Origin of the sequence: Romboutsia sp. 1001285H_161024_C4 (genome assembly GCF_015550185.1) — a bacterium.
Lineage (GTDB): Bacteria > Bacillota > Clostridia > Peptostreptococcales > Peptostreptococcaceae > Romboutsia_C > Romboutsia_C hominis.
On record NZ_JADNAJ010000001.1, the window covers coordinates 610,433 to 632,757 of the forward strand.

Here is a 22,325-nt window from a genome sequence, read left to right on the forward strand (position 1 = left end):
TTAAAGTATATAAAATTGATAAATAGTTTTTGACTAAAATAAATACCTCTACAAATTATATCTATAATTTTTAGTTTTAAAAATATATTATTTATTGGAGGTAAGTAATGAGAAAGCTAACAAAGGCTATGGCAATTGCAATTTCATCTACGTTTATACTAGGTGCAAGTACTATGAATTATACTGGAAATGCAGGTGGAAATGATGTAGATAGAATACTCTGGGAACATGGTGGTGACTTAGAGGCACAATTTGGACAAGATAAAAATATAGGTACTGCAGGTTTACTTGCGGGTAAAGATGGCGAATATATAATAGCTGGTGGAGGAGCAAATTTCCCAGATAAACCAGTTTTAGATGGAGGGGCTAAAAAGCTTTATCCAGATGTGTATGTACTAAAGGAAGAAGATGGAAGACTGAAGCAAGTTAGCCATGAAAAACTAAATTATGAAATTGGATATGGGAGCTCAATTACTGATAAAGAAGGGGTTTACTATATAGGTGGAAGTAGTAATGAAAAAGAAGCTGATAATGTAACTTTATTTACAGTTAATAAAAAAGGAAAACTTAAAGAAAAGCACATAGGAGATTTACCATTTACACTTAGCGATGGAATAGCAGTTAAAAAAGATAGATATATATATGTTGGTTTAGGAAAGCAAAATGGAACACCTAGTAATAAGATGTATAGATTTGACATAAAAAAAGGTGAGACTAAAGAGTTAGCACCTATGCCAGGAGAAGCAACTAGAAACCAAGCTGTAGCTCAAATATTAGGTGATGATATATATGTATTTAGTGGTGGAGATAAAGTAGCATATACAGATGGATATAAATATAACATAAAAAATAATAAATGGGAAAAGGTTTCTGATATTAAAATAAATGATAATAAAATATCTTTATTAGGAGCAAGCTCAGTGAAACTTAATGAAGAAGAAATGTTAGTTATAGGTGGATTTAATAAAGAAATATATGATGATGCAGTTTATAATCTAGATAACTTAAAAGGAGAAGAATTACAAGCCTTTAGACAAAAATATTTTGGTGCAGATCCTCAGGAATTTAATTGGAATGAAAATATATTAATATATAATGCAGAAGAAGATAGCTGGAAAACTGTAGGAGAAATTCCATTTAATGCACCTTGTGGAGCAGGTCTAATACTTAATGGAAATAAGATATATTCAATAAATGGGGAAGTAAAACCAGGTGTTAGAACAGAAAGAACTTTTGTAGGAACAATAATTAATGAGTAGCTATCAAGGTATAAATTTAAGTAAAGACTTTTAAGATAGGGGGAAAATTTATGATATTTGGCAATATAGAGCATATAAAAAATTATCCTAATTTAAGTAAAGACCTACTTAGGTGTTTTGAATATGCTAATGAAAATGATTTAAAAAGCTATGAAAAAGGGACATACACTATAGATGGAAAAGATATATTTGTAAATATAGTAGAATATGAAACTTATGAGAAAGAAGAAAGATTTTGGGAAGCTCATAAAAAGTACATAGATATTCATTTAATGATAGATGGATGCGAAAGAATTGACTTAAATTTCATAGAACAATTAACTCAAAAAGATTATGAAGAAGAATCGGACTTTTTACCTCTAGAAGGTGAAAATAATGGATATGTAGAATTAAGAAAAGGAAATTTCTTGATTTGCTATCCAGAAGATGCTCACATGACAGCTATAAAAGTAAATGAAAAAGAATATGTAAAGAAAGCTATATTTAAAATTATAATAAGATAAATATAAGAGAGGGTATATGCCCTCTCTTATTAAAGTATAAAAATTAAATTTTTATTATTGGTAAATTTAATTATTTAAACTTGTTAAATACATTTTTTTATATGATATAATTTATACAGTAGTATTAATAAAGGAGTGATTTTTATGACACTAATGGCAGAAATGACATGGTATGAGTTTAATGAAAGAAAAGACAAAGATGTAGTAATATTACCTATAGGGTCTGTTGAACAACATGGACCACACTTACCATTATCTACAGATACTATAATATCTGAGGGATTCTCTAAATTATTAGGAGAAAAAACAAATTCTATAGTAATGCCTTCTATAAATTATGGATATAAATCTCAACCGGCATCAGGTGGAGGTCCATTATTTCCAGGTACTATAGATTTAAATGGAACTACTTTAATAGAGTTAGTAAAAGATATTTTAGAAGAGTTAATAAGAGATGGTGTAAGAAAAATAGCTATAGTAAACTCTCATTTTGAAAATCAAGCATTTTTACTAGAAGCCATAGATTTAGTAAGCAAATTTATGCCAAATGATACTAAAATAATAATGATGAGCTGGTGGGACTTAATAAGCCAAGATACTATTGATAAAGTATTTGATGAAATAGAGTTTCCAGGGTGGGCATTAGAACATGCAGCTATAACAGAGACTTCATTAATACTTAAATTTGCTCCACAACTAGTTCATATGGATAGATTAATAGATGAAAAAATAGAAGAAGTACCAACTTATCATGTATATCCAATACCAAAGGATTTAGTTCCAAAATCAGGATTATTAGCCATAGGAAGAACTAGTTCTAAAGAAAAAGGAGAACTAATAGTAAATGAAGCTTTAGACAAAATGGTTAGTATAGTAAACAAAGAATTTATAAAATAAACAAGAATATTTTGCTATAAAAATACATTAAAAACCTATGGCTATAAATAACTAGCAATAGGTTTTTAATGTATTTACTATTATTTTAATTTATTAATATTAAAGTTTTGGAGGAAATTAAAATGAAAATTGCAATAATTGGTTATAGTGGAAGTGGAAAATCCACACTTGCTAGGAAGCTTTCAAAATATTATAAGGCACCTGTTTTATTTCTCGACAAAGTTAATTTTTTGCCCAATTGGATTGAACGTGATAGAGATGAAGGGCGTTTGATAGTATGTGATTTTATGAAAAATGATTCTTGGGTGATAGATGGAAATTATAGTGATTTTTTTCAAAAAGAAAGATTAGAACAAGCTGATAAAATAATTTTTTTGAATTTTCCACGTAGAATTTGTATTTATAGAGCATTAAAGAGGTATTTTAGATACAAAAACACAACTCGTGAAGATATGGCTAAAGGATGTATAGAGAAAATTGACTTAGAATTTATTTGGTGGATTCTTTATGAAGGCCGCACTAAAGAAATACGCAATCATTATAAACAAATAGAACAAGATTTTAAAAATAAAATAGTAGTTTTGAAAAAAGCAAAAGAAGTTAATTTGTTTCTACAGAAAATAACAAATTCATAGTATATAGTAAATAAAAAAATTAATTACTATGTACTATGAAATATATAGTTAATATTTTTATTGTCTTGATATGTAATATAAAATTTATCCTAAGGCAACAAATATAGTACCAATAGCTATAAATAAAACGCCTATTATACCTTTTACACTTATTTGTTCTTTAAATATTAAAATAGAAAAAATTACAGTTAAAACTACAGATAACTTATCAATAGGAGCTACTTGCCAAGTTTTTCCCGTCTTTAGTGCTATATTTAAAAATAACCAAGACAAAGCACCAGATACGCCAGCAAATATTAAGAATAGTAAGTCTTTTTTATGACTTAAAAGAGAAGATAGATTAGAAAAATCCCCTTTTATAAAAGATACTAATACTAAAAATACTCCCATTATAACTGCTCTAACACTAGTAGCTAGTGAAGGAGACAAGTTAGTTACTCCCACCTTAGAAAAAACTGTTACAAAACTTGCACTGATAGCCGCTAAAAGTGCATAAAATAACCAATTACTCATAAAACCTCCTTGCGAATTAATATTAAATGTTAATTAAAAATAAATGAAAATAAATATCAATAACTAAAATAATACTTTATAAATCTTATATAGTCAATAAATATTTAAATGCAATAAAAAATTATATAAAAAATAATAAAATATTATATCTTGTTTGAAAACATACTAATTTAAACTTGTTTGTTGTATAATTTAATAATAAACAATCAACAAAAGGAGAGTCAAAATTTATGAGGGATTTTAAACTGAAAAATCAATTTATACTAGCAACTTATATAATTATATTATCCTTTTTATTATTAAATATAAAAACTGTAGGAAATGTTTTAAACACTACACTATCTATATTAAAACCTTTTATAATAGGATTAGCTATAGCATTTTTACTAAATGTACCTATGAAATCTTTTGAAAATAGATTAATAGGAAAAATTGTTAAAAAATATAATATAAAGAATTCAAAAATTATTATAAGGATAATATCATTAATATTAACACTTATAACAATAGGGCTATTATTAAGTGCATTTATAAACTTAGTAATACCACAATTAGTAAAAAGTACTTCAAGTTTAATAAGTAGTATTCCGCAGGATATAGACTCATTACAGTCTTATATAACAACTTATATGTCTCATATAAATATATCAGATAATTTACATCACAGTTTATTATCAGGAGTTGATAAGATGTCAGACTTTATGATAAAAACTTTAAATTATTTTATATCTAATATAGTTGGAATTACTTTTTCAATAACATCTATAATAACTAACTTATTATTAGGTTTTGTTATAGCCATATATATGTTACTTAGCAAAGACAAGCTTATAGTTCAATTTAAAAAGGTGATATATGGTCTTTTAAGTGAAAATATGGCAGATAAAATAATGAGCATTATTAAATTAGGCGATGTTAAATTTTCAAAATTTATAGTAGGACAATGTACAGATGGTATAGTTATGGGAAGTTTATGTTTTATAGGTATGACCATATTTAATATGCCTTATGCTATATTAATAAGTACATTAATAGGAATTACAGATTTAATACCGATATTTGGTACATTTTTAGGAGCAGCTCTTTCTGCTTTGATATTATTTATGATAAAACCTGTAACAGCACTTTACTTTATAATAATGATAGTTATAATTCAGCAAGTAGAAGGGAATTTTATATATCCATTTATAGTAGGAAATTCCATAGGATTATCATCATTTTGGATATTAGTTCCTATAATAATAGGTTCATCAATGTTTGGAGTATTAGGGATCCTAATAGGAGTACCTCTTTTTAGTATGATATATACTTTATGTGGTGGGTATATAAATAACAGGATAAAATCAAAAAATATAAATATACAAAAATAATTTGATACTTGTATTTATTTTATATAAACAATTAAAATAATATAAAAAGGGACTAAAGTTGGCTTTTAGTCCCTTTTTATATTATTAATTAGTCTAATATACTATATAAAACACTATTTACAATAGATAGCAATATAGATGCACCTATTGCACTTAAAGTACTATTTATATAAACTCCATTAACAAATGAGAATGCTAGCTTTAAAACTAATCCATTTATAATTAGTGAAAATAACCCTAAAGTTAAAACTGTTATAGGGAATGAAAAGAACTTAAGTATAGGCTTTATAGTTAAATTAAGTAATCCAAATATTAATGTAAGTATTATTAATGACTTAAAAGAACTTATATATACGCTATTTAAAAGTAAAGATACTATATATAAGGATATAGCATTAACGACTATAAATAATGATGCTTTTCTCATAGTAAATCTCCTTTCAAAATATTACAAATTTATACAAATATTAAATCATATATACAATAATATTTCAAGTTAGTATAATATTTAAGATAATTAGATCATATACTTTAAATATGGTTTTGTTTTTAATTTTGTCTATATATTAAATTTATATACACTACACTTATTAAAGTAAAAATATAATTAAATTAATTTACCAAAAAAGGATGATATTATGTATAATTCAAGATATGAAGAATTAAACAATATTATGAAAATTATTACACCTATAGAAAATGAAATAAATAATATTACAAAGTATATATATACCAAAGATAAAACAAAATCAATATATATTATAGATTATATACAAAAAGAGATAAATAAATTAAAAAACAATGTAAAAGAGCTAGAAAATCCATTTGTACTTTGTATAGTGGGTTGTGGGAACTACGGAAAATCAACTCTTATAAACTCATTAATAAAAAGGGAGGTAGTAGCTACAAAAGATATACCAAGTACTTGGAAGGTTGATGTTTTTTTAAAGAGTAATTTAGAAAAAATAGAGATAATATATGACAACGAAGAAAAAATTTTAAAAAGTATACAAGGTGGATATAGATTACTGAAAGATGAAGAAGATAAGTACAAAAAATCTAAAGAAAAAATATATAGATTAGTTCAAGAGCTTAAAAAAGAAAATACAAAAACAAAAAAAGAACTTAAAGAATACAAAAGAGAATTAGAAGAGAAATATTTATATAAACCTCAAATATGTAAGGTTAAATATTACTTAAAAGAAGGAAATTTAATAAATGATTTTACTATAGTAGATACACCGGGACTTAACCAAAGTCTATTAAATACTGATAAAAAAGTAGAGCGATATTATGAGATAGCAGATGGAATTATATGGGTAATAGATGCTCAAAATATAGTATCTAGTGAAAATACAAAGCTTATAAATGAAATTAATGATATAGATAAAAATTACACTAACAAAAATATAATAGCTGTTGTAAATAAGATTGATATAATAAAAGAAAAAGATCTAGATAAAGTTAAAGATAAATGTGAAGAATTATTTAAAGATAAGTTTAAAGACATTGTATACATATCAGCTAAGGATGCTATAAAAGGAATATTAAATAAAGATTATTACTATATACAGAAAAGCAATATAGAAAAATTATATAAAAGTATAGATGTTAATTTTAAAAAACTTTGTGAAAATAAGCAAATAGAATCCAAATACAAAAATTTATATATAACTAAAAGTAATATAATACAATCTATATACTCACATAAGAGAGAATTATACAAAGACTTATCTATATATAATGAAATAGATTATGAATTAAAATACACCTTAGATAATATAAAAAAGGATGCTCTAAGTTATATAAAAGATATAGATATAGAAATAAAGGACCATATAATAAGTTTGCAAAATAAATGCAATAATGATTTTAGTAATATATATGATATAATTTATAAAAAATCAAATTTCAATAAAGACTCCATTTATCAAAAAATAGATACTAATATAAATTTAGATAAAATCCAGGTACCAATTCAAAAACAATTAAAAGATAAAGCAAAAGAAGATAAACTAGAAAATTTATTTAATAAATTTTTAGTTAAAGCATTTAATGAAGACGTAAATTATAAACCAAATTACCTATCTATAAATAAAGAACTCATAACAAAAGACATAGAAAAAATATTAAAAGATAATATAAATACTATAATTTCAAACATAGAATATATAAAAAATCATAGTTTTGAAAAAGTATATATAGACTATAAGTATATAAATATTTATATAGACTTCCTAAACAATATAGAAAGAATTTTAAATACTTTGGGGTGATATTTTGGAAAATAATAAAGGTATATGTATAGTTAAAGAAGAAATATTAAATTCACCAATAAGAAAAAAGTTAATTGAAGATTTAAATTTACCATATAAAAATACAATAAAAGAACCATTACAAGAAGTGGTTGAACTTATTAAATCTATAGAAAGTAATAAGGAAGAACCATTAAAAATTGTTGTGTTAGGAGAAGTTAAATCAGGAAAATCAAGCTTAGTAAATTCATTAATAGGAGGGGATATAAGTGAAGTAGATGTACTTGAAGCTACTTCTAGTATAATAGAAATAGTATATAGTAACATGCCATATACTAAAACATATAAAGACATAACAAAGGTGGGTCTTAATATAGATTATTTAAAAAAGATAAATATAGTAGACACACCAGGGTTAAAGAGCATAACTGTAAACAATGAAGAAAAAACTTTAAACTATATAAAAAATGCTGATTTGATATTATTTGTAATAGATGCAACTCACCTAGGACAAGAAGATGTAATAGAAGCGCTTGATTTGATAAGTGAGTATAAAAATAACATTATAGGTATAGTAAATAAGTGTGATTTATTAAGTTCTGATAAAGAAGAAATTATAGATTATATAAAAGATGAATATGGAATATATATAGATGAATTTTTTATGATATCTTCATATCTTGAATACCAAGAGAAGGTATTACCTAAGGTAAAAACAAAAAGTACTGATTTAGTATTATCAAACTATAATGATTTAAAATACGAATTTAATAGATTAAATGATTATATAAATTATCTAATAAAAAATTCTCAAGAAGAAAAAAATAGTAGTATAAAATCATCTTTAGATAGAATAATACACAAAGATATAGTTTGCCATAATGATTATCTAAAGACTTTATATGTTTTAGATGATGAATTATTAAGATACAATAAATTACTTCAAAACAAAAGAGACTATATAAGTTCAAAGATGGATTTTGAGATAAAGGATTGGGTAGATAGAATATTTTTTAGTGATGAAATACAAAAAATTAAATTAAATATAGATTTAGCTAAGTTATACATAAATGAAGGATATATAAATGAATTAGTAAACAAGAAAAAAATAGAATTGGATAATTTATTTTTTAATGAGTGGAGTCAGTGTTTAAAAGAAATAAGCAATGAAATGGATGATGATATAAAAAGATATATAAATGATATAACATATAAAAATGAATGCATAGATACCCAAAGCTTTAAATTAGAAAAAAACCAAGCAACAGTAAATGAATTATTAGCAGTAGTAGGAACAGGTGCAGTGCTTGGGGCAACTTCGGGTACAGTTGTTTCAATGTATAGTGCAATACTTGGAGCATCGGCAACTTCAACTACTATATCAGCAGCACTAATGACTTATTGTCCACCGCTATTAATAGCAGGGACTATAAGTGGAGCAGTAGGGAAAGTTATATATGATAAAGTACAAGATGATAAAAAAAGCAAGGAATTGCTAAATGATATAGATACTTTTATAGAAAATCTAAAGTATAAAATAAGTGAGAATCTAAAAGATATATATGAAAATTATAGTATAGAGATAAACTATACAACACTAGAAATACTAAAAAATATAAAAGGTATACAAACTAACAAACACGAAATAGAAGATACAATTAAAGAAATAAATATATATATAGATAAATTAAAAACATATATACATTAATGAAAATTCAGTACAATAAACACAAAAAATGTCATTTTATCATACATTGAAGTATAACTTTTAATTAAGGGAGTAAATAGTATGATTACTATAAGTTTATGTATGATAGTAAAAAATGAAGAAAATATTTTAAAAAGATGTTTAGATAGTATTTATGATATAGTAGATGAAATAATAATAGTAGATACAGGGTCAGTAGATAAAACAAAGGAAGTTTGTAGAAATTATACTAACAATATATATGATTTTAAGTGGATTGATGATTTTTCAAAGGCTAGAAATTTTTCCTTTGATAAAGCAACCAAAGATTATATACTTTGGTTAGATGCAGACGAGTATTTAGATGAGAAAAATAGAAAAAGACTTATAAACTTGAAAGAAAATTTAAATGAAAGTATAAGTGTTATATCTACAGAGACTCATATGTGTATAGATGAAAATAATAATCCTAAAATAGTAGCTAGAAGAAATAGAATAATCAAAAGAAATGAAGGTTTTAAGTGGGTAGGATATGTTCATGAATATATATCTATAGAGGGTATAAATGAAAGTAATGTATATGATAGTGATATTTGTATAATACATGATAAGGTAAAAAATATAGATGATAGAAATCTTAAAATATACGAAAAAAAACTAAAAGATGGCAAAATATTAAGCAATAGAGATTTGTATTATTATGGAAGAGAATTATATTGTAATTTAAAATATGAAAAATCTATAGAAATATTAAAAGAATTTATAAAGGTAAGTAAATTTAAGGAAGAAACGGTAGATGCATTATGCAAAATAGGAGAATGTTATATAAAACAAAAAGAATACAAACTAGCAAGGATATATTTATATAAAGCCTTTGAAGAAGATATACCAAGAGCTGATATAATGTATAATATAGCTTATTCATTTGAAGAGGAGGAAAAATATTTACAAGCTATAAGTTGGTATAAAATAATACTTAATACTGATATATCTTGTGATACTAACCAATGCATTAATATGAGTTACTTAAGATTTAAACCTCATTTAAATCTTTGTTGCTGTTATTATGAATTGAAAGATTTACCAAGGGCTTATTATCACCATCAAAAATGTATGGAATTAAATCCAAATGATGAATGTGTAAAATGTAATGAAAAGTACTTTAATTCTATAATAAAAGAAAGATAAGGTGGGGAGACCCACCTTAAATTATATATCATAAAAAAATCATATGTAAAATATACTGTATTAAACAATAGATAAGGAGGATATGATGATATTAGATAAAATTTTAGAGAATGTAGATACTTTAAATATATATGGAGACACAAATATTGATATAGATAATATATATTATGATTCAAGAGAAGTAACAAAAAACAGCATGTTCATATGTATAAAAGGATATAATACTAATGGACATTTATATATAGAAAATGCTATAAAATCTGGAGCTAAGGCATTTTTAATAGAAGAAGATATAAATATAGATAATATGGATAAGTATACATTTATAAAAGTAAGTAATACTAAAGAGGCCATGGCAAAAATTGCATCTAATTTTTATAATGAGCCAAGTACAAAATTAGATGTAATAGGAATAACAGGAACAAATGGGAAAACTAGTGTATCAACTCTTTTAAAGGAGATATTAAATAAAGTTAATAAATGTGGTCTTATAGGAACTATCGAAATAGACAACTCAAAGGAAAAAATAATACCTAAAAATACAACTCCAGAAAGTTTAGACCTTCAAAAAAGTTTCAATGATATGTTAAAAAATAACTGTAAATATTGCGCTATGGAAGTATCTTCTCATGCACTTAGCTTAGGTAGAGTGAAAGATACTAGTTTTTTAATGGGATTATTTACAAACTTAACTGAAGAACATTTAGATTTTCATAAAAATATAGAGGATTATAGAAACTCTAAAGAAAAGCTATTTTATATGACAACAAAAGCAAATATAATAAATATAGATGATGAACATGGTAAGATTATATTAAATAATATTAAAAACTTAGATATACCTGTATACACTTATGCTATAAATGAACATGCTGATTTTATGGCAAGTGATATTATATTAGAAAAAGATCATATAGAATATAAAGTAAAAACTCCAACTTATGAAGATTATATCTATGTAAATATACCAGGAAAGTTTAGTGTATATAATACATTGGGAATAATAAGTATTTGCTACATATTAGATATAGATATAAACATAGTTAAAGAAGTATTTAGAAATACTAAAGGTATTAAGGGTAGATTTGAAAGCATAAAAAATAATAAAAAACTAAATGTTATAGTAGACTATGCACATACTCCAGACGCTTTAGAAAATATATTAAAAGCTTCAAAAGAATTTACAAAAGGCAAGGTAATAACAGTGTTTGGATGCGGAGGAGATAGAGATAGACTAAAAAGACCTATAATGGGAAAAATAGCACAAGAATACTCTGATGTAGCTATAATAACATCAGATAATCCAAGATGTGAAGATCCCCATAAAATAATTAATGATATATTAAAAGGTATTAATATAAAAAAGGATAATTATATAATTATAGAAGATAGAAAAGAAGCAATATATAAGGCAATAGATATGGCAAATGATAAAGACTTAGTTATAATAGCGGGAAAAGGACATGAAGATTATCAAATAATAGGTAAGAAAAAGCATTCTTTTGATGATACAAAAGTAGCACTTGAAGCTATAAATTTAAAGTAGGCAACAAATAAACTCATATATATTAATAAAAGGAGCTGTGAATATTCACAGTTTCTTTTATATTATAATAAAGCATGCTTTATTATTTTTTTTAGAAGTATTATAATATACGGATAAACTAAATAAAAATTAAAAGGTAGGTAATTTGATGAATGAAACTAAAAAGTTAACAGAGTCAGCAATACTATCCGCACTATTTGTTATAAGTACCTTACTATTTGTAGGAATTGGTTTTGGATATGCACTTTACATAGATTTTATAGTTCCTGTATTTTTTTCAATAGTAGTACTTAGATGTGATTTTAAGTATTCAGCACTTTCTGGAATAACATCACTTTTAATAGTATGGTTGATACTTGGGAATATAGGCATAGCTATATGGTGTAGCCAAAGTGTAATACTTGGAATACTTTGTGGCTACTTTATAAGTAAGGATACATCTATTATGGATGATATGGTATATACTTCTTTTATAGGCGTTGTACTTATGGTATTTGTAGATGTATATGCATCTAAGTTAATAGGATACAGCTTTATGAAAGAGTTTCAAGGATATATAAATATACTAAAGTCGGGAGAATATGTACAAGTTATTTATTATATACTTATAGCTGCATTTCCTTTTGGAACTGTATTTTCTATATATATTTTATCCTTATTTATGTGCAAGAAATTAAATATGCTAAAAGGAAATATAAATAAAAAATTTGAAATTATAGCTAACTTTAGAAGACTTTCAAGATTTGTATGTTGTTCTAAAAATGTATTTTATGTATTATCAGTATATATTTTTATAGTAGAAGTTTTTAAAGCGTTTAATATAAACATAGATAATACATATCTAAAAACTATAATAATAAGTATAGAGTATCTATCATTTTACTTTGTGATAAAAGATGGATATACAGCAATACAAAATTATTTATTATCTAAAAATAAGAAAGTAGCTCATATAAGAATATTATCGATTTTAATGTTAATAGCATTAGTATTAATATTTAAGATAACTACATTTATTATAATCATAATTAATATAATATTAGATATAAAGATAAATATAAGAAATCAACAAATAGGAATATTAAATAATATATTAAGTAGAGGGTGAAAATGTGGTTAAGGATGTAAGTTTTATCAAAAAATGTCCCTTTTCACATAGAGGACTTCATAATGATATATATCCAGAAAACTCTATGGGGGCTTTTATAAATTCTATAAAATATAACTATGGTATAGAATTAGATGTACAACTTACAAAAGATAAAAAGGCAGTAGTATTTCATGATGAGTTTTTAGAAAGAATGACAGGATATAAAGGTACTATAAATAATATGACTTATAATGAAATAAGCAAACTAAGGCTATTAAACACTGATGAAAAGATACCTCTTTTAGTGGACGTATTAGATATTGTAAATAACAGGGTACCAGTCTTAATAGAATTAAAGGCTCTTGGAGATGCTATAGATATGAGTAGTGAGGTTTATAAGATAGTAAAAAATTATGAAGGTAAGTTTGCTATACAGTCTTTTAATCCAAGGGTACTTCTATGGTACAAAGAAAATGCAAATAATTTAATAAGAGGGCAAATATCATTTGATTACAAAGATACAATAATAAAATGGTACAAAAAACTATTTTTAAGGGGAATGATACTAAATTTTAAAACAAAGCCTGATTTTGTATCTTATGATATAAAAAGTATTCAAAGTCAAAGGATTCAGTTAATTAGAAAGAAGATGCCAGTTATAACTTGGACTATACTTGATTGTAATCAATATAAAAAAGCATCCAAATATGCAGATAATATAATATTTGAAGGTATAGATCCAAATAAATGTTAAAAAGTATTGACAAAATATAATTTTAAGAATATATTATAGACATAAATGAAAAAATATTAATATAAAGCTATGATAAGAATTAGTAGGATTAATGTATTCTAACAGAGAGTTTCCGGTAGGTGAGAGGAGCAAGAAAAGTTAATTTGAATACATCTTGGAGCAGTTTTCCTGAAAGATAACAACCACTAGGGAAAAACGGAGTAGCATACGTTATAATGCTAGGGTATAATTTTGTACCTAATGAGGTTAATACTGTGAGGTATTAATAAATTAAGGTGGTAACACGTAAGCACAAGCTTTCGTCCTTTTGTAAGGATGAAGGCTTTTTTTAATACAAAAAAGTTTTATATCCTTAAAAAACGATTTGCTAAAAAATAAGACTTAAGCAAATTTATAAATATAAAATAACAGGAGGGTAAATATGTTTAATTTAGATGAACAAGTAAAAATTATATTAAAAGGTGTAGAAGATTTAATAGATGAAAAGGACTTAAGAGAAAAATTAACTAATGCTCACAAAGAGGGAAGACAGTTAGTTGTTAAGTTAGGTCTTGACCCATCAGCACCAGATATACACTTAGGGCATACTGTTGTTCTTAGAAAAATGAAGCAATTACAAGACTTAGGACACAAGGTAGTAATAATAATAGGAGACTTTACAGGAAAGATAGGAGATCCAACTGGAAAATCTCAAGCTAGAAAGGCATTAACTACAGAGCAAGTTTTAGAAAATGCAAAAACTTACCAAGAGCAAATATTTAAAGTTTTAGATAAAGAAAAGACAGAAGTAAGATTTAACAGTGAATGGCTAGGAAAGTTAAACTTTGAAGATGTTGTTAAATTAGCTGCAACTATAACTGTTGCTAGAATGTTAGAAAGAGAAGACTTTAAAAAGAGATATGAAAGCCATACTCCAATATCAGTACACGAATTCTTCTACCCATTAATGCAAGGATATGATTCAGTTGCTATAAAAGCTGATATAGAATTAGGTGGAACTGACCAAAGATTTAACTTACTTATGGGTAGAGCACTACAAAAAGAATTTGGTCAAGATTCTCAAGTAGTTATAATGATGCCTATAATAGAAGGACTAGATGGCGTTAATAAAATGAGTAAGAGTTTAGGAAACTACATAGGAGTAGATGAAGAAGCTGGTGTAATGTATCAAAAAGCTATGGAAATACCAGATTCATTAATAGTTAAATACTACAACTTAGTAACTGATGTTCACCCTGATGTAGTAGCTGAAATAGAAAAAGATTTAAAAGAAGATAGAAAAAATCCAAGAGATATAAAAATGGCACTTGCTAAAGAAATAGTAAGATTATACCACGGAGAAGAAAAAGCAAACTTCGCTGAAGAAAGATTTAAATCAGTATTCCAAAAAGGACAAATACCTGTTGATATATTAACAGTAGAAGCAGATGCTAATGATTTTGATTTAGCTCAAATAATAGTTGATAACAAGTTAACTCCAAGTAAAAGTGAATTAAGAAGATTAGTTAAGCAAGGTGGAGTTAAAGTAAATAGTGAAAAAATAGCTGATTTACAAGAAGTAGTAGCTGAGGGTGAATTAGTAGTTCAAATAGGTAAGAAGAAGTTTATAAAAGTAGTTGTAAAATAATATAATTAAAAGAGATATAAGAAACTAACTTATATCTCTTTTTGGATTAATATCCTAATATACCTCACATTATACTAAATGATAAAATATATTATACTAAAGATTAATAGATGATATAACAAGTACTAATTAGAATAAAGCAGTTGTAAAAAATAATGATAAATGTTATATTTTATCTATTAAAGACGAAAAAGAGATGAGGAGCTATATGTATTTACCAAGTAAAATAACTAAAATATTATCTAATATGAATAGGTCTTATATCATATACTATAGTAAAGGAAAAATAACATCTGTAGTAGTTGACAATAAAAATATAACGATAAGTGCTAGTACAAAAGGATATTTAATAGATATAAAAGGTTCTAAAGTTATATTAAATGATCTAAAATCAATCAAACCTTTACTTATGAAGTTTAGCACAAGTCAAGTTGATAAAAGCAAAAGTTTTAAGATATCAGAGAATTTAGTTGAGTTATTTGCTGAAAATGAAAAGACATTTGCTGTTGAGTATTTAAATGGAAATGTAATATCTATTATAATGGATAAACCAAGTGTAAAGATAGAAAAAACTGCAACTGGATATTTTTTAGAGATAAATTATAAAGAAATAGCAGTAGATAGCTTAACAGATGTTAAAAGGTTTTTATCTAAAATGAATATAATAAATGAAAATCAAAAAGAATCTAACAAAAATCAAGAAGAAGATCTATATAAACAATTAAAGCTAGATATATAAAATAAATTTTTGATATATACAAAAATCATATTTCATATATCTTTAATATGAATATAATATTTTTGGAAGTGGATATGACTAAAAATACACATGTATTCATGATGAGAAGGGAAATTTTATAAAAATGTTTTCCTGGGAAATTTTTAATACTTAAATTTTATATAGTTTATAAACTATGTAAGAAAGGATATAATTATGGATGATTATAAAAAATCAATATCTAGAGAAAATATTATAATGCTTTTAATGGCAGGTGGAATTATAGTTTTTAATTTTATAGGGTTTATAATATCATACTTTGTATGGAAAGATTATAGTAAAGACTCAGACTTTATAGCTAGAAATGGTAGAAGACTTTTGAATTTTCACATATCATTTTTTATATATGAAATAGTATCTGGATTATTAGTATTTTTGTTAGTTGGAATGATATTATTACCACTAGTATCAATAGCCTATCTAGTACTTAACATAATAGCTATGATAAGATATGGATCATATAGAGATTATGATTTCCCGTTTACACTTAACATTATAAAATAAAATAAAAAGGACTACGTTTAATATATTATGTAGTTCTTTTTTTATGTACTAATTAAATTATATATAAAAATAAAATTATTTGGAAATTATGAATAAAAGAAATGTTAATGTATTTACAAAATATGTCTAGTATATTAATGTTAATAGTGAGTTATATCAAAAAAAAGGGGGAAAAAGATGAAAAAAACATATATTTCACAAATAGGATTACTAATAGTTGCTATGATTTGGGGAAGTGGATTTGTAGGAACACAATTGGCGCTAGATGGGGGACTTACGCCACTACAAATAATAACACTTAGATTTTTTATAGGAGCGCTTTTGATAAATTTAATCTTTTTTAAACAGATAAAAGAAAATGTGAGCAAAGATGCAATAAAGTATGGTTGTATATTAGGATTTTTTCTATTTACAGCCTTTGTTGTTCAAACTATAGGGTTAGTTTATACAACACCATCAAAAAATGCATTTATAACTGCTACTAATGTAATTATAGTTCCGTTTATAGGATTTTTAATGTATAAACAAAAACTTGATAAAATGGGTATAATAAGTAGTATATTAACAGTTATAGGAATAGGTATACTATCGCTTGAATCAGATTTTTCTATCAATTTTGGAGACTTTTTAACTTTAGTATGTGCTTTTGGATTTGCATTTCATATATTCTTTACAAGTAAATATGCTGTAAGGTATAATCCAATAGTACTTACAGCTATACAATTTAGTGTGGCATTTATACTTTCATTATTTACACAAATACTTATGGGAGAGGGAAGTATAAATGCTGGAATAGATGGATATCTAGGAGTTTTATATCTAGGAGTATTTAGTACTACTGTTTGTTTTTTGGTGCAAACTATATGTCAAAAAAGCGTTGAAGGAAATAAGGCTGCTATAATACTTTCAACAGAAGCAGTATTTGGAACAATTTTCTCTGTAATTATATTAAAAGAACTAGTAACATTAAGAATGATTTTAGGAAGTTTTATAATATTTGTAGCCATCATAATGGCTGAAACTAAACTATCTTTTTTAAAGAAAAAAGACATATACATAGAGGAAGCATGTATAGAATCTAACGAAGATACAAGTAAATCTTAATATATATTATATAAAATAAATAATTTAATATAAAAATGGAAAAATAAGGTTGTAATTAGGATTGTATAGATGGTAAACTTATATTTGTAAAAAATTTAAATTTATTGTTTAGGGGATGCTACACCGGGTATATATAAAATATGATCGATAAGATATTAAATATCTTATTTATAAATAATAAGAATTTATTATTTAGTTAATGTATTTTAGGGTATATAGTATAGTAGTTAAATAATGAATTTAAATTAAATTAATATATAAATTGGAGGAGTATAATCATGAAAAAATTTGTTTGTACAGTATGTGGATACATACATGAAGGAGAAACTGCACCAGAAAAATGTCCAGTATGTGGAGTTGGAGCTGATAAGTTCGAAGAAATGAAGGGTGAAATGGTTTGGGCTGACGAACACAGAATAGGTGTTGCTAAAGGTGTAGACGAAGAAATATTAGAAGGTTTAAGAGCTAACTTTACTGGAGAATGTACAGAAGTTGGAATGTACTTAGCAATGAGTCGTCAAGCTGATAGAGAAGGATACCCAGAAGTTGCAGAAGCTTACAAGAGAATAGCATTTGAAGAAGCAGAACATGCTGCAAAATTTGCTGAATTATTAGGGGAAGTTGTTGTAGCTGATACTAAAGCTAACTTAACTGCAAGAGTAGAAGCTGAATATGGAGCAACTGAAGGAAAATTAAAAATAGCTAAGAGAGCTAAAGAATTAGGATTAGATGCTATACATGATACAGTTCATGAAATGTGTAAAGATGAAGCTAGACATGGTAAAGCATTCTTAGGATTATTAGAAAGACATTTTGGAAAGCAAAACTAATTATAGTTTAAATAAAGGGGTCATCTCATATGAGATGGCCTTTTTTAATTTTTATAATAATATGTGATATACTAATTAAGTAGATAAATAAAACTATAATAAGAGTGAATATGGTGAAGAGATGATAAAAAGCAGTTATATAGATAATATAAATATATTTAAAAATTTAAAAGATGAAACAAAAGAAGAACTTAAGAAATATAGCAACACAATAAAATTAGAAAAAAATGAAGTTTTATTTGAGGAAAAAGAAAAAATAAATAATATATACTTTGTTATAGATGGAAAAGTATCTATATTTAAAATAAATGAAAATGGCGATAGAAAAGTAATATTTATATTAAATGAAGGCGAAATGATTAATGAAATAACTACAGATAAAAAAAGAGAATCATCAGTATTTTGTGAAGTCTTTGAGAACGCCACTATACTAAAATATAATATAGATGATTTTATAAAGGTTATGGAGAAAGATTTTTACTTAACTAAAAATATAATAAATTACATGGAAAGAAGAAATAGAAGATTATATAGACAACTAAAAAATTCAATTTCTATAAAAATGGATAAAAAGTTAGCAGCTAAATTATATAGAATAAGCAAAGAATTTGGAACAAATAAAGGAGTATGGACATTAATAGATGTAAATATAAGCATAACTTATTTATCAGATATGCTAGGATGTAAAAGAGAAACTTTATCAAGGGCAATGAAAACACTTCAAAATGAAGGATTAGTTAAATTAGAAAATAAAAAAATATTTGTTAAAGAAAAAGGATTATCAGAGTACTTTAAGAAATAGTAAAACATTAAAGTTTTGCTATTTCTTTTTATTTTTATAAAAACGTGATATTAATCACGGAAAATAATTATAATAAATGTTAAAATTTTATCAATAAAAAAGGGAAAAGGTGATTGTTGTGAAGATAAAATTAAGCAAAGAAAATTTTAATGAAAAATTGAAAACACTTAGTAATGAATATAAAATATTAGCACCAGTATCATTAGAATATATGGGAACTTTCTCAGATACAGACGTTGTAAGATATAAAGAAGTAAGTTCTTTAGATGAAATGGAACTAAATAGAAAATCAAACTTTTCTGCCAAGGAAATAGTATTTCCTATAACACAAATATTATTTTATTTTACAGAAAATGAATTTAAGGAAAGCGATATTGATGATAAAAAACTATTAATCTTTTTAAGAGCATGTGATATAAATGCAATGAAAAGACTAGATGAGATATATTTAAAAAATGGAATTGATGAAGATTATTATTACAAAAAATTAAGAGAGAAAGTAAAATTTGTTCTTGTTGGATGTAGAGAAAGTTTTAGAAATTGTTTCTGTGTAAGTATGGATTCAAATAAAACGGATAATTATTCTATGGGAATTAAAATAGACGATAATGAAGTTTTCCTAGAAATAAAAGATAAGGATTTAAAAATATTTAATGGAGAAAAATGTGAATTTGAAATAGATTTTGTAAAGGAAAACTTATTTAATATAGAAGTGCCACAAATAGATAAAATAAACTCTAAAGAAATATCTAAACATGAAATGTGGCAAGAGTATAACTCAAGATGTATAGCTTGTGGAAGATGCAACTTTGTATGTCCAACATGTTCTTGTTTTACTATGCAAGATGTTTTTTACAAAGAAAATGAAAAAGTAGGTGAAAGAAGAAGAATATGGGCAGGATGTCAAGTTGACGGCTTTACAAGTATGGCTGGAGGGCATGAATTTAGAAAAACTAAGGGTGAAAGAATGAGATTTAAAACAATGCATAAAATATATGATTTCAATAAGAGATTTGGCTACAACATGTGTGTAGGGTGTGGAAGATGTGATGATGCTTGCCCTCAATATATATCATTTTCAAAATGTATAGAAAAAGTAAATGAAATAAGTAAGGAGAGAAAGTAATATGAATTCGTATATTCCAGTAGGAGCTAAGATAATAGATATAGTTAAACATACAGATATAGAGTGGACTTTTAGAGTAGAATGTAGTACTAAAGATGTACTTCCAGGAAAATTTTATGAGATATCAATACCTAAATATGGAGAAAGTCCAATATCTGTAAGTGGATATGGTGATAATTATATAGATTTTACAATAAGAAGTGTAGGAAAAGTAACTAATGAAATATTTAATTATAAAATAGGAGATAAATTCTTCATAAGAGGACCATATGGAAATGGTTTTGATATAAGTATATATGAAAATAGAGAAATAATAGTAGTTGCAGGAGGAAGTGGAATTGCACCAGTTAGAGGAATTGTAGAATATTTTTATAATAATCCTCAAAAATTCAAAAGCTTTAAATTAATAGCTGGATTTAGATCACCACAAGATATATTATTTAAAGATGATTTAAAAAGATGGGGTGAAAAATTAGATGTAATAGTTACTGTGGATAAAGGTGAAAACGATTATAAAGGTAATGTTGGTTTAGTTACAAAATATATACCAGATTTAGAAATAAAAGATGTAAATAATACATCAGCAATAGTAGTAGGTCCTCCTATGATGATGCATTTTACAGTAGGCGAATTTTTAAAAAGAGATTTGGCAGAAAATAATATATGGGTTTCTTATGAAAGAAAAATGTGTTGTGGAGTAGGTAAGTGTGGTCATTGTAAAATGGATGATACTTATATTTGCATAGATGGGCCTGTATTTGATTATTCTTATGCTAAAAATCTTATAGATTAGGAGGGAATGTTATGATAAGAGATTTAAATACTAAAAAGACAATGAAAAATGCTTATAGAATAACTAAAAATAGATACGAAACAGCATTAAGAGTTAGAATTCCTGGAGGATGTGTTGACTCTGAAAGTTTAATGATAGTATCAAAGATAGCAAATGAGTATGGAAATGGTCAAATACATATGACTACTAGACAAGGGTTTGAAATACTTGGTATAAAAATGGAAGATATGGAAAAGGTCAATAAGCTTGTCCAACCAATTATAGAAAAAATGGAAATAAATCAAGAAGAAAAGGATAAAGGATATTCTGCTGCAGGAACTAGAAATATAGCATCATGTATAGGAAATAAAGTATGCCCAAAAGCGCAATACAATACAACTGAGTTTGCAAAGAAAATAGAAAAAGCAGTATTTCCAAATGATTTACATGTAAAAATAGCTTTGACAGGATGTCCAAATGACTGTATAAAAGCAAGAACTCATGATTTTGGAATAATAGGAATGACTTTACCGCACTACGAAAGAGATAGATGTGTATCTTGTGGGGCTTGTGTTAAAAAGTGTAAGCAGTTATCAACAGGTGCATTACATGCAGAAAACTATAGGGTAATAAGAGACCACAGTAAATGTATAGGATGTGGAGAATGTGTACTTAATTGTCCTACAAATGCATGGAGTAGAGATCCTAAGAAATATTATAGATTAGCTATAATGGGAAGAAGCGGTAAGAAGAATCCAAGGTTAGCAGAAGATTTTTTAATATGGGCAGATGAAGAAAATATAATTAAGATAATACTAAATACTTATAAGTATGTAGAAAAATATATAGATAAAAGTTTACCAAAAGAACATATTGGATATATTGTTGACAGAACAGGATTTATGGAGTTTAAAAAATGGGCACTTGAGGGTGTAGAATTTGATGATATTACTATTATAAAGGATAATGTATACTGGAGTGGAATAAAATATTAAATAAATATAATGACAAAACAAAGTCATTACAATATTGTTAATATAGTATAAAATATATCCAATATTTGTTAGAATATAATAAACTAACAA

Annotated in this window: 22 protein-coding genes and 1 other annotated feature; of the genes, 20 read left to right on the forward strand and 2 right to left on the reverse strand. The window is 25.3% G+C overall.

The genetic code is table 11. The annotated features are described in order from the left end of the window. The first annotated feature begins 107 nt into the window (after positions 1-107). From I1959_RS03140 to I1959_RS03155, 4 genes are all read left to right on the forward strand, one after another. Complete coding sequence (locus I1959_RS03140) at positions 108-1,259, forward strand: cyclically-permuted mutarotase family protein (RefSeq protein WP_176579606.1); 1,152 nt, start codon at positions 108-110, stop codon at positions 1,257-1,259. 50 nt (positions 1,260-1,309) lie between these two features. After that, positions 1,310-1,762, forward strand: coding sequence for a YhcH/YjgK/YiaL family protein (locus I1959_RS03145; protein WP_092926298.1), 453 nt, complete (start codon positions 1,310-1,312; stop codon positions 1,760-1,762). A gap of 144 nt (positions 1,763-1,906) precedes the next feature. Beyond that, the gene (locus tag I1959_RS03150) at positions 1,907-2,659 is read left to right on the forward strand and encodes a creatininase (RefSeq protein ID WP_202819468.1); all 753 of its coding nucleotides are present in this window, start codon (positions 1,907-1,909) and stop codon (positions 2,657-2,659) included. Positions 2,660-2,781: 122 nt separating this feature from the next. Then, positions 2,782-3,294 (forward strand): DNA topology modulation protein, encoded by a 513-nt coding sequence (locus tag I1959_RS03155; RefSeq protein ID WP_166505244.1) that lies wholly within the window; start codon positions 2,782-2,784, stop codon positions 3,292-3,294. An 84-nt stretch (positions 3,295-3,378) separates the two neighbouring features. On the opposite strand, the gene I1959_RS03160 is transcribed toward I1959_RS03155, so the two are convergent. Beyond that, the gene (locus I1959_RS03160; protein WP_092926294.1) at positions 3,379-3,807 is read right to left on the reverse strand and encodes an EamA family transporter; all 429 of its coding nucleotides are present in this window, start codon (positions 3,805-3,807) and stop codon (positions 3,379-3,381) included. Positions 3,808-4,037: 230 nt separating this feature from the next. Here I1959_RS03160 and I1959_RS03165 point away from each other — a divergent pair, with 230 nt between their 5' ends. Continuing rightward, a complete protein-coding gene (locus I1959_RS03165; RefSeq protein ID WP_166505246.1) occupies positions 4,038-5,177 on the forward strand; it encodes an AI-2E family transporter in 1,140 nt (379 codons plus the stop codon). Between the two features lie 88 nt (positions 5,178-5,265). On the opposite strand, the gene I1959_RS03170 is transcribed toward I1959_RS03165, so the two are convergent. Then, positions 5,266-5,604 (reverse strand): phage holin family protein, encoded by a 339-nt coding sequence (locus I1959_RS03170; RefSeq protein ID WP_092926290.1) that lies wholly within the window; start codon positions 5,602-5,604, stop codon positions 5,266-5,268. Positions 5,605-5,815: 211 nt separating this feature from the next. Here I1959_RS03170 and I1959_RS03175 point away from each other — a divergent pair, with 211 nt between their 5' ends. The 15 genes from I1959_RS03175 (at position 5,816) to asrC (ending at position 22,235) form a co-directional block, all read left to right on the forward strand. After that, entirely contained in the window at positions 5,816-7,453 is a 1,638-nt protein-coding gene (locus tag I1959_RS03175) for a dynamin family protein (protein ID WP_195237074.1), read from the forward strand. Between the two features lie 4 nt (positions 7,454-7,457). Then, positions 7,458-9,140, forward strand: a complete 1,683-nt coding sequence (locus I1959_RS03180) for a dynamin family protein (RefSeq protein WP_195237075.1) — start codon at positions 7,458-7,460, stop codon at positions 9,138-9,140. Positions 9,141-9,221: 81 nt separating this feature from the next. Then, complete coding sequence (locus I1959_RS03185) at positions 9,222-10,307, forward strand: glycosyltransferase (RefSeq protein ID WP_195237076.1); 1,086 nt, start codon at positions 9,222-9,224, stop codon at positions 10,305-10,307. Between the two features lie 85 nt (positions 10,308-10,392). Next, the gene (locus I1959_RS03190) at positions 10,393-11,853 is read left to right on the forward strand and encodes a UDP-N-acetylmuramoyl-L-alanyl-D-glutamate--2,6-diaminopimelate ligase (protein ID WP_195237077.1); all 1,461 of its coding nucleotides are present in this window, start codon (positions 10,393-10,395) and stop codon (positions 11,851-11,853) included. A 148-nt stretch (positions 11,854-12,001) separates the two neighbouring features. Then, positions 12,002-12,961 (forward strand): DUF2232 domain-containing protein, encoded by a 960-nt coding sequence (locus I1959_RS03195; protein ID WP_195237078.1) that lies wholly within the window; start codon positions 12,002-12,004, stop codon positions 12,959-12,961. 4 nt (positions 12,962-12,965) lie between these two features. Then, positions 12,966-13,697, forward strand: a complete 732-nt coding sequence (locus I1959_RS03200) for a glycerophosphodiester phosphodiesterase family protein (protein WP_195237079.1) — start codon at positions 12,966-12,968, stop codon at positions 13,695-13,697. Between the two features lie 60 nt (positions 13,698-13,757). After that, positions 13,758-14,007: a binding site (T-box leader), on the forward strand. A gap of 111 nt (positions 14,008-14,118) precedes the next feature. Next, complete coding sequence (gene tyrS / locus I1959_RS03205; protein ID WP_195237080.1) at positions 14,119-15,324, forward strand: tyrosine--tRNA ligase; 1,206 nt, start codon at positions 14,119-14,121, stop codon at positions 15,322-15,324. Positions 15,325-15,532: 208 nt separating this feature from the next. After that, a complete protein-coding gene (locus I1959_RS03210) occupies positions 15,533-16,063 on the forward strand; it encodes a hypothetical protein (protein WP_166505253.1) in 531 nt (176 codons plus the stop codon). Between the two features lie 195 nt (positions 16,064-16,258). Next, on the forward strand, positions 16,259-16,606 hold the full coding sequence (locus I1959_RS03215; protein WP_195237081.1) for a DUF4870 domain-containing protein: 348 nt from the start codon (positions 16,259-16,261) through the stop codon (positions 16,604-16,606). Between the two features lie 177 nt (positions 16,607-16,783). Beyond that, positions 16,784-17,710 (forward strand): DMT family transporter, encoded by a 927-nt coding sequence (locus I1959_RS03220; protein WP_092926270.1) that lies wholly within the window; start codon positions 16,784-16,786, stop codon positions 17,708-17,710. Positions 17,711-17,988: 278 nt separating this feature from the next. Then, positions 17,989-18,540: an NADH peroxidase gene (locus tag I1959_RS03225; protein ID WP_092926268.1), complete on the forward strand. Its 552-nt coding sequence runs from the start codon at positions 17,989-17,991 to the stop codon at positions 18,538-18,540. A gap of 121 nt (positions 18,541-18,661) precedes the next feature. Beyond that, entirely contained in the window at positions 18,662-19,342 is a 681-nt protein-coding gene (locus I1959_RS03230; protein WP_166505255.1) for a Crp/Fnr family transcriptional regulator, read from the forward strand. 118 nt (positions 19,343-19,460) lie between these two features. After that, entirely contained in the window at positions 19,461-20,468 is a 1,008-nt protein-coding gene (gene asrA, locus I1959_RS03235; protein WP_166505256.1) for an anaerobic sulfite reductase subunit AsrA, read from the forward strand. A 1-nt stretch (position 20,469) separates the two neighbouring features. Beyond that, positions 20,470-21,261, forward strand: coding sequence for an anaerobic sulfite reductase subunit AsrB (gene asrB / locus I1959_RS03240; RefSeq protein ID WP_166505257.1), 792 nt, complete (start codon positions 20,470-20,472; stop codon positions 21,259-21,261). Between the two features lie 11 nt (positions 21,262-21,272). Next, entirely contained in the window at positions 21,273-22,235 is a 963-nt protein-coding gene (gene asrC / locus I1959_RS03245; protein ID WP_166505258.1) for a sulfite reductase subunit C, read from the forward strand. The last annotated feature ends 90 nt before the right edge of the window (positions 22,236-22,325 follow it).

What these genes read in the sequence shown, in the direction of transcription:
- I1959_RS03185 (WP_195237076.1), top strand. Translation starts at nt 9,222, where the DNA reads ATGATTACTATAAGTTTATGTATGATAGTAAAAAATGAAGAAAATATT.
- I1959_RS03195 (WP_195237078.1), top strand. Translation starts at nt 12,002, where the DNA reads ATGAATGAAACTAAAAAGTTAACAGAGTCAGCAATACTATCCGCACTA.
- I1959_RS03155 (WP_166505244.1), top strand. Translation starts at nt 2,782, where the DNA reads ATGAAAATTGCAATAATTGGTTATAGTGGAAGTGGAAAATCCACACTT.
- I1959_RS03170 (WP_092926290.1), bottom strand. Translation starts at nt 5,604, where the DNA reads ATGAGAAAAGCATCATTATTTATAGTCGTTAATGCTATATCCTTATAT.
- I1959_RS03190 (WP_195237077.1), top strand. Translation starts at nt 10,393, where the DNA reads ATGATATTAGATAAAATTTTAGAGAATGTAGATACTTTAAATATATAT.
- I1959_RS03210 (WP_166505253.1), top strand. Translation starts at nt 15,533, where the DNA reads ATGTATTTACCAAGTAAAATAACTAAAATATTATCTAATATGAATAGG.
- tyrS (WP_195237080.1), top strand. Translation starts at nt 14,119, where the DNA reads ATGTTTAATTTAGATGAACAAGTAAAAATTATATTAAAAGGTGTAGAA.
- I1959_RS03165 (WP_166505246.1), top strand. Translation starts at nt 4,038, where the DNA reads ATGAGGGATTTTAAACTGAAAAATCAATTTATACTAGCAACTTATATA.
- I1959_RS03160 (WP_092926294.1), bottom strand. Translation starts at nt 3,807, where the DNA reads ATGAGTAATTGGTTATTTTATGCACTTTTAGCGGCTATCAGTGCAAGT.
- I1959_RS03225 (WP_092926268.1), top strand. Translation starts at nt 17,989, where the DNA reads ATGAAAAAATTTGTTTGTACAGTATGTGGATACATACATGAAGGAGAA.
- asrC (WP_166505258.1), top strand. Translation starts at nt 21,273, where the DNA reads ATGATAAGAGATTTAAATACTAAAAAGACAATGAAAAATGCTTATAGA.
- I1959_RS03150 (WP_202819468.1), top strand. Translation starts at nt 1,907, where the DNA reads ATGACACTAATGGCAGAAATGACATGGTATGAGTTTAATGAAAGAAAA.
- I1959_RS03140 (WP_176579606.1), top strand. Translation starts at nt 108, where the DNA reads ATGAGAAAGCTAACAAAGGCTATGGCAATTGCAATTTCATCTACGTTT.
- I1959_RS03215 (WP_195237081.1), top strand. Translation starts at nt 16,259, where the DNA reads ATGGATGATTATAAAAAATCAATATCTAGAGAAAATATTATAATGCTT.
- I1959_RS03220 (WP_092926270.1), top strand. Translation starts at nt 16,784, where the DNA reads ATGAAAAAAACATATATTTCACAAATAGGATTACTAATAGTTGCTATG.
- I1959_RS03145 (WP_092926298.1), top strand. Translation starts at nt 1,310, where the DNA reads ATGATATTTGGCAATATAGAGCATATAAAAAATTATCCTAATTTAAGT.
- I1959_RS03230 (WP_166505255.1), top strand. Translation starts at nt 18,662, where the DNA reads ATGATAAAAAGCAGTTATATAGATAATATAAATATATTTAAAAATTTA.
- I1959_RS03175 (WP_195237074.1), top strand. Translation starts at nt 5,816, where the DNA reads ATGTATAATTCAAGATATGAAGAATTAAACAATATTATGAAAATTATT.
- asrB (WP_166505257.1), top strand. Translation starts at nt 20,470, where the DNA reads ATGAATTCGTATATTCCAGTAGGAGCTAAGATAATAGATATAGTTAAA.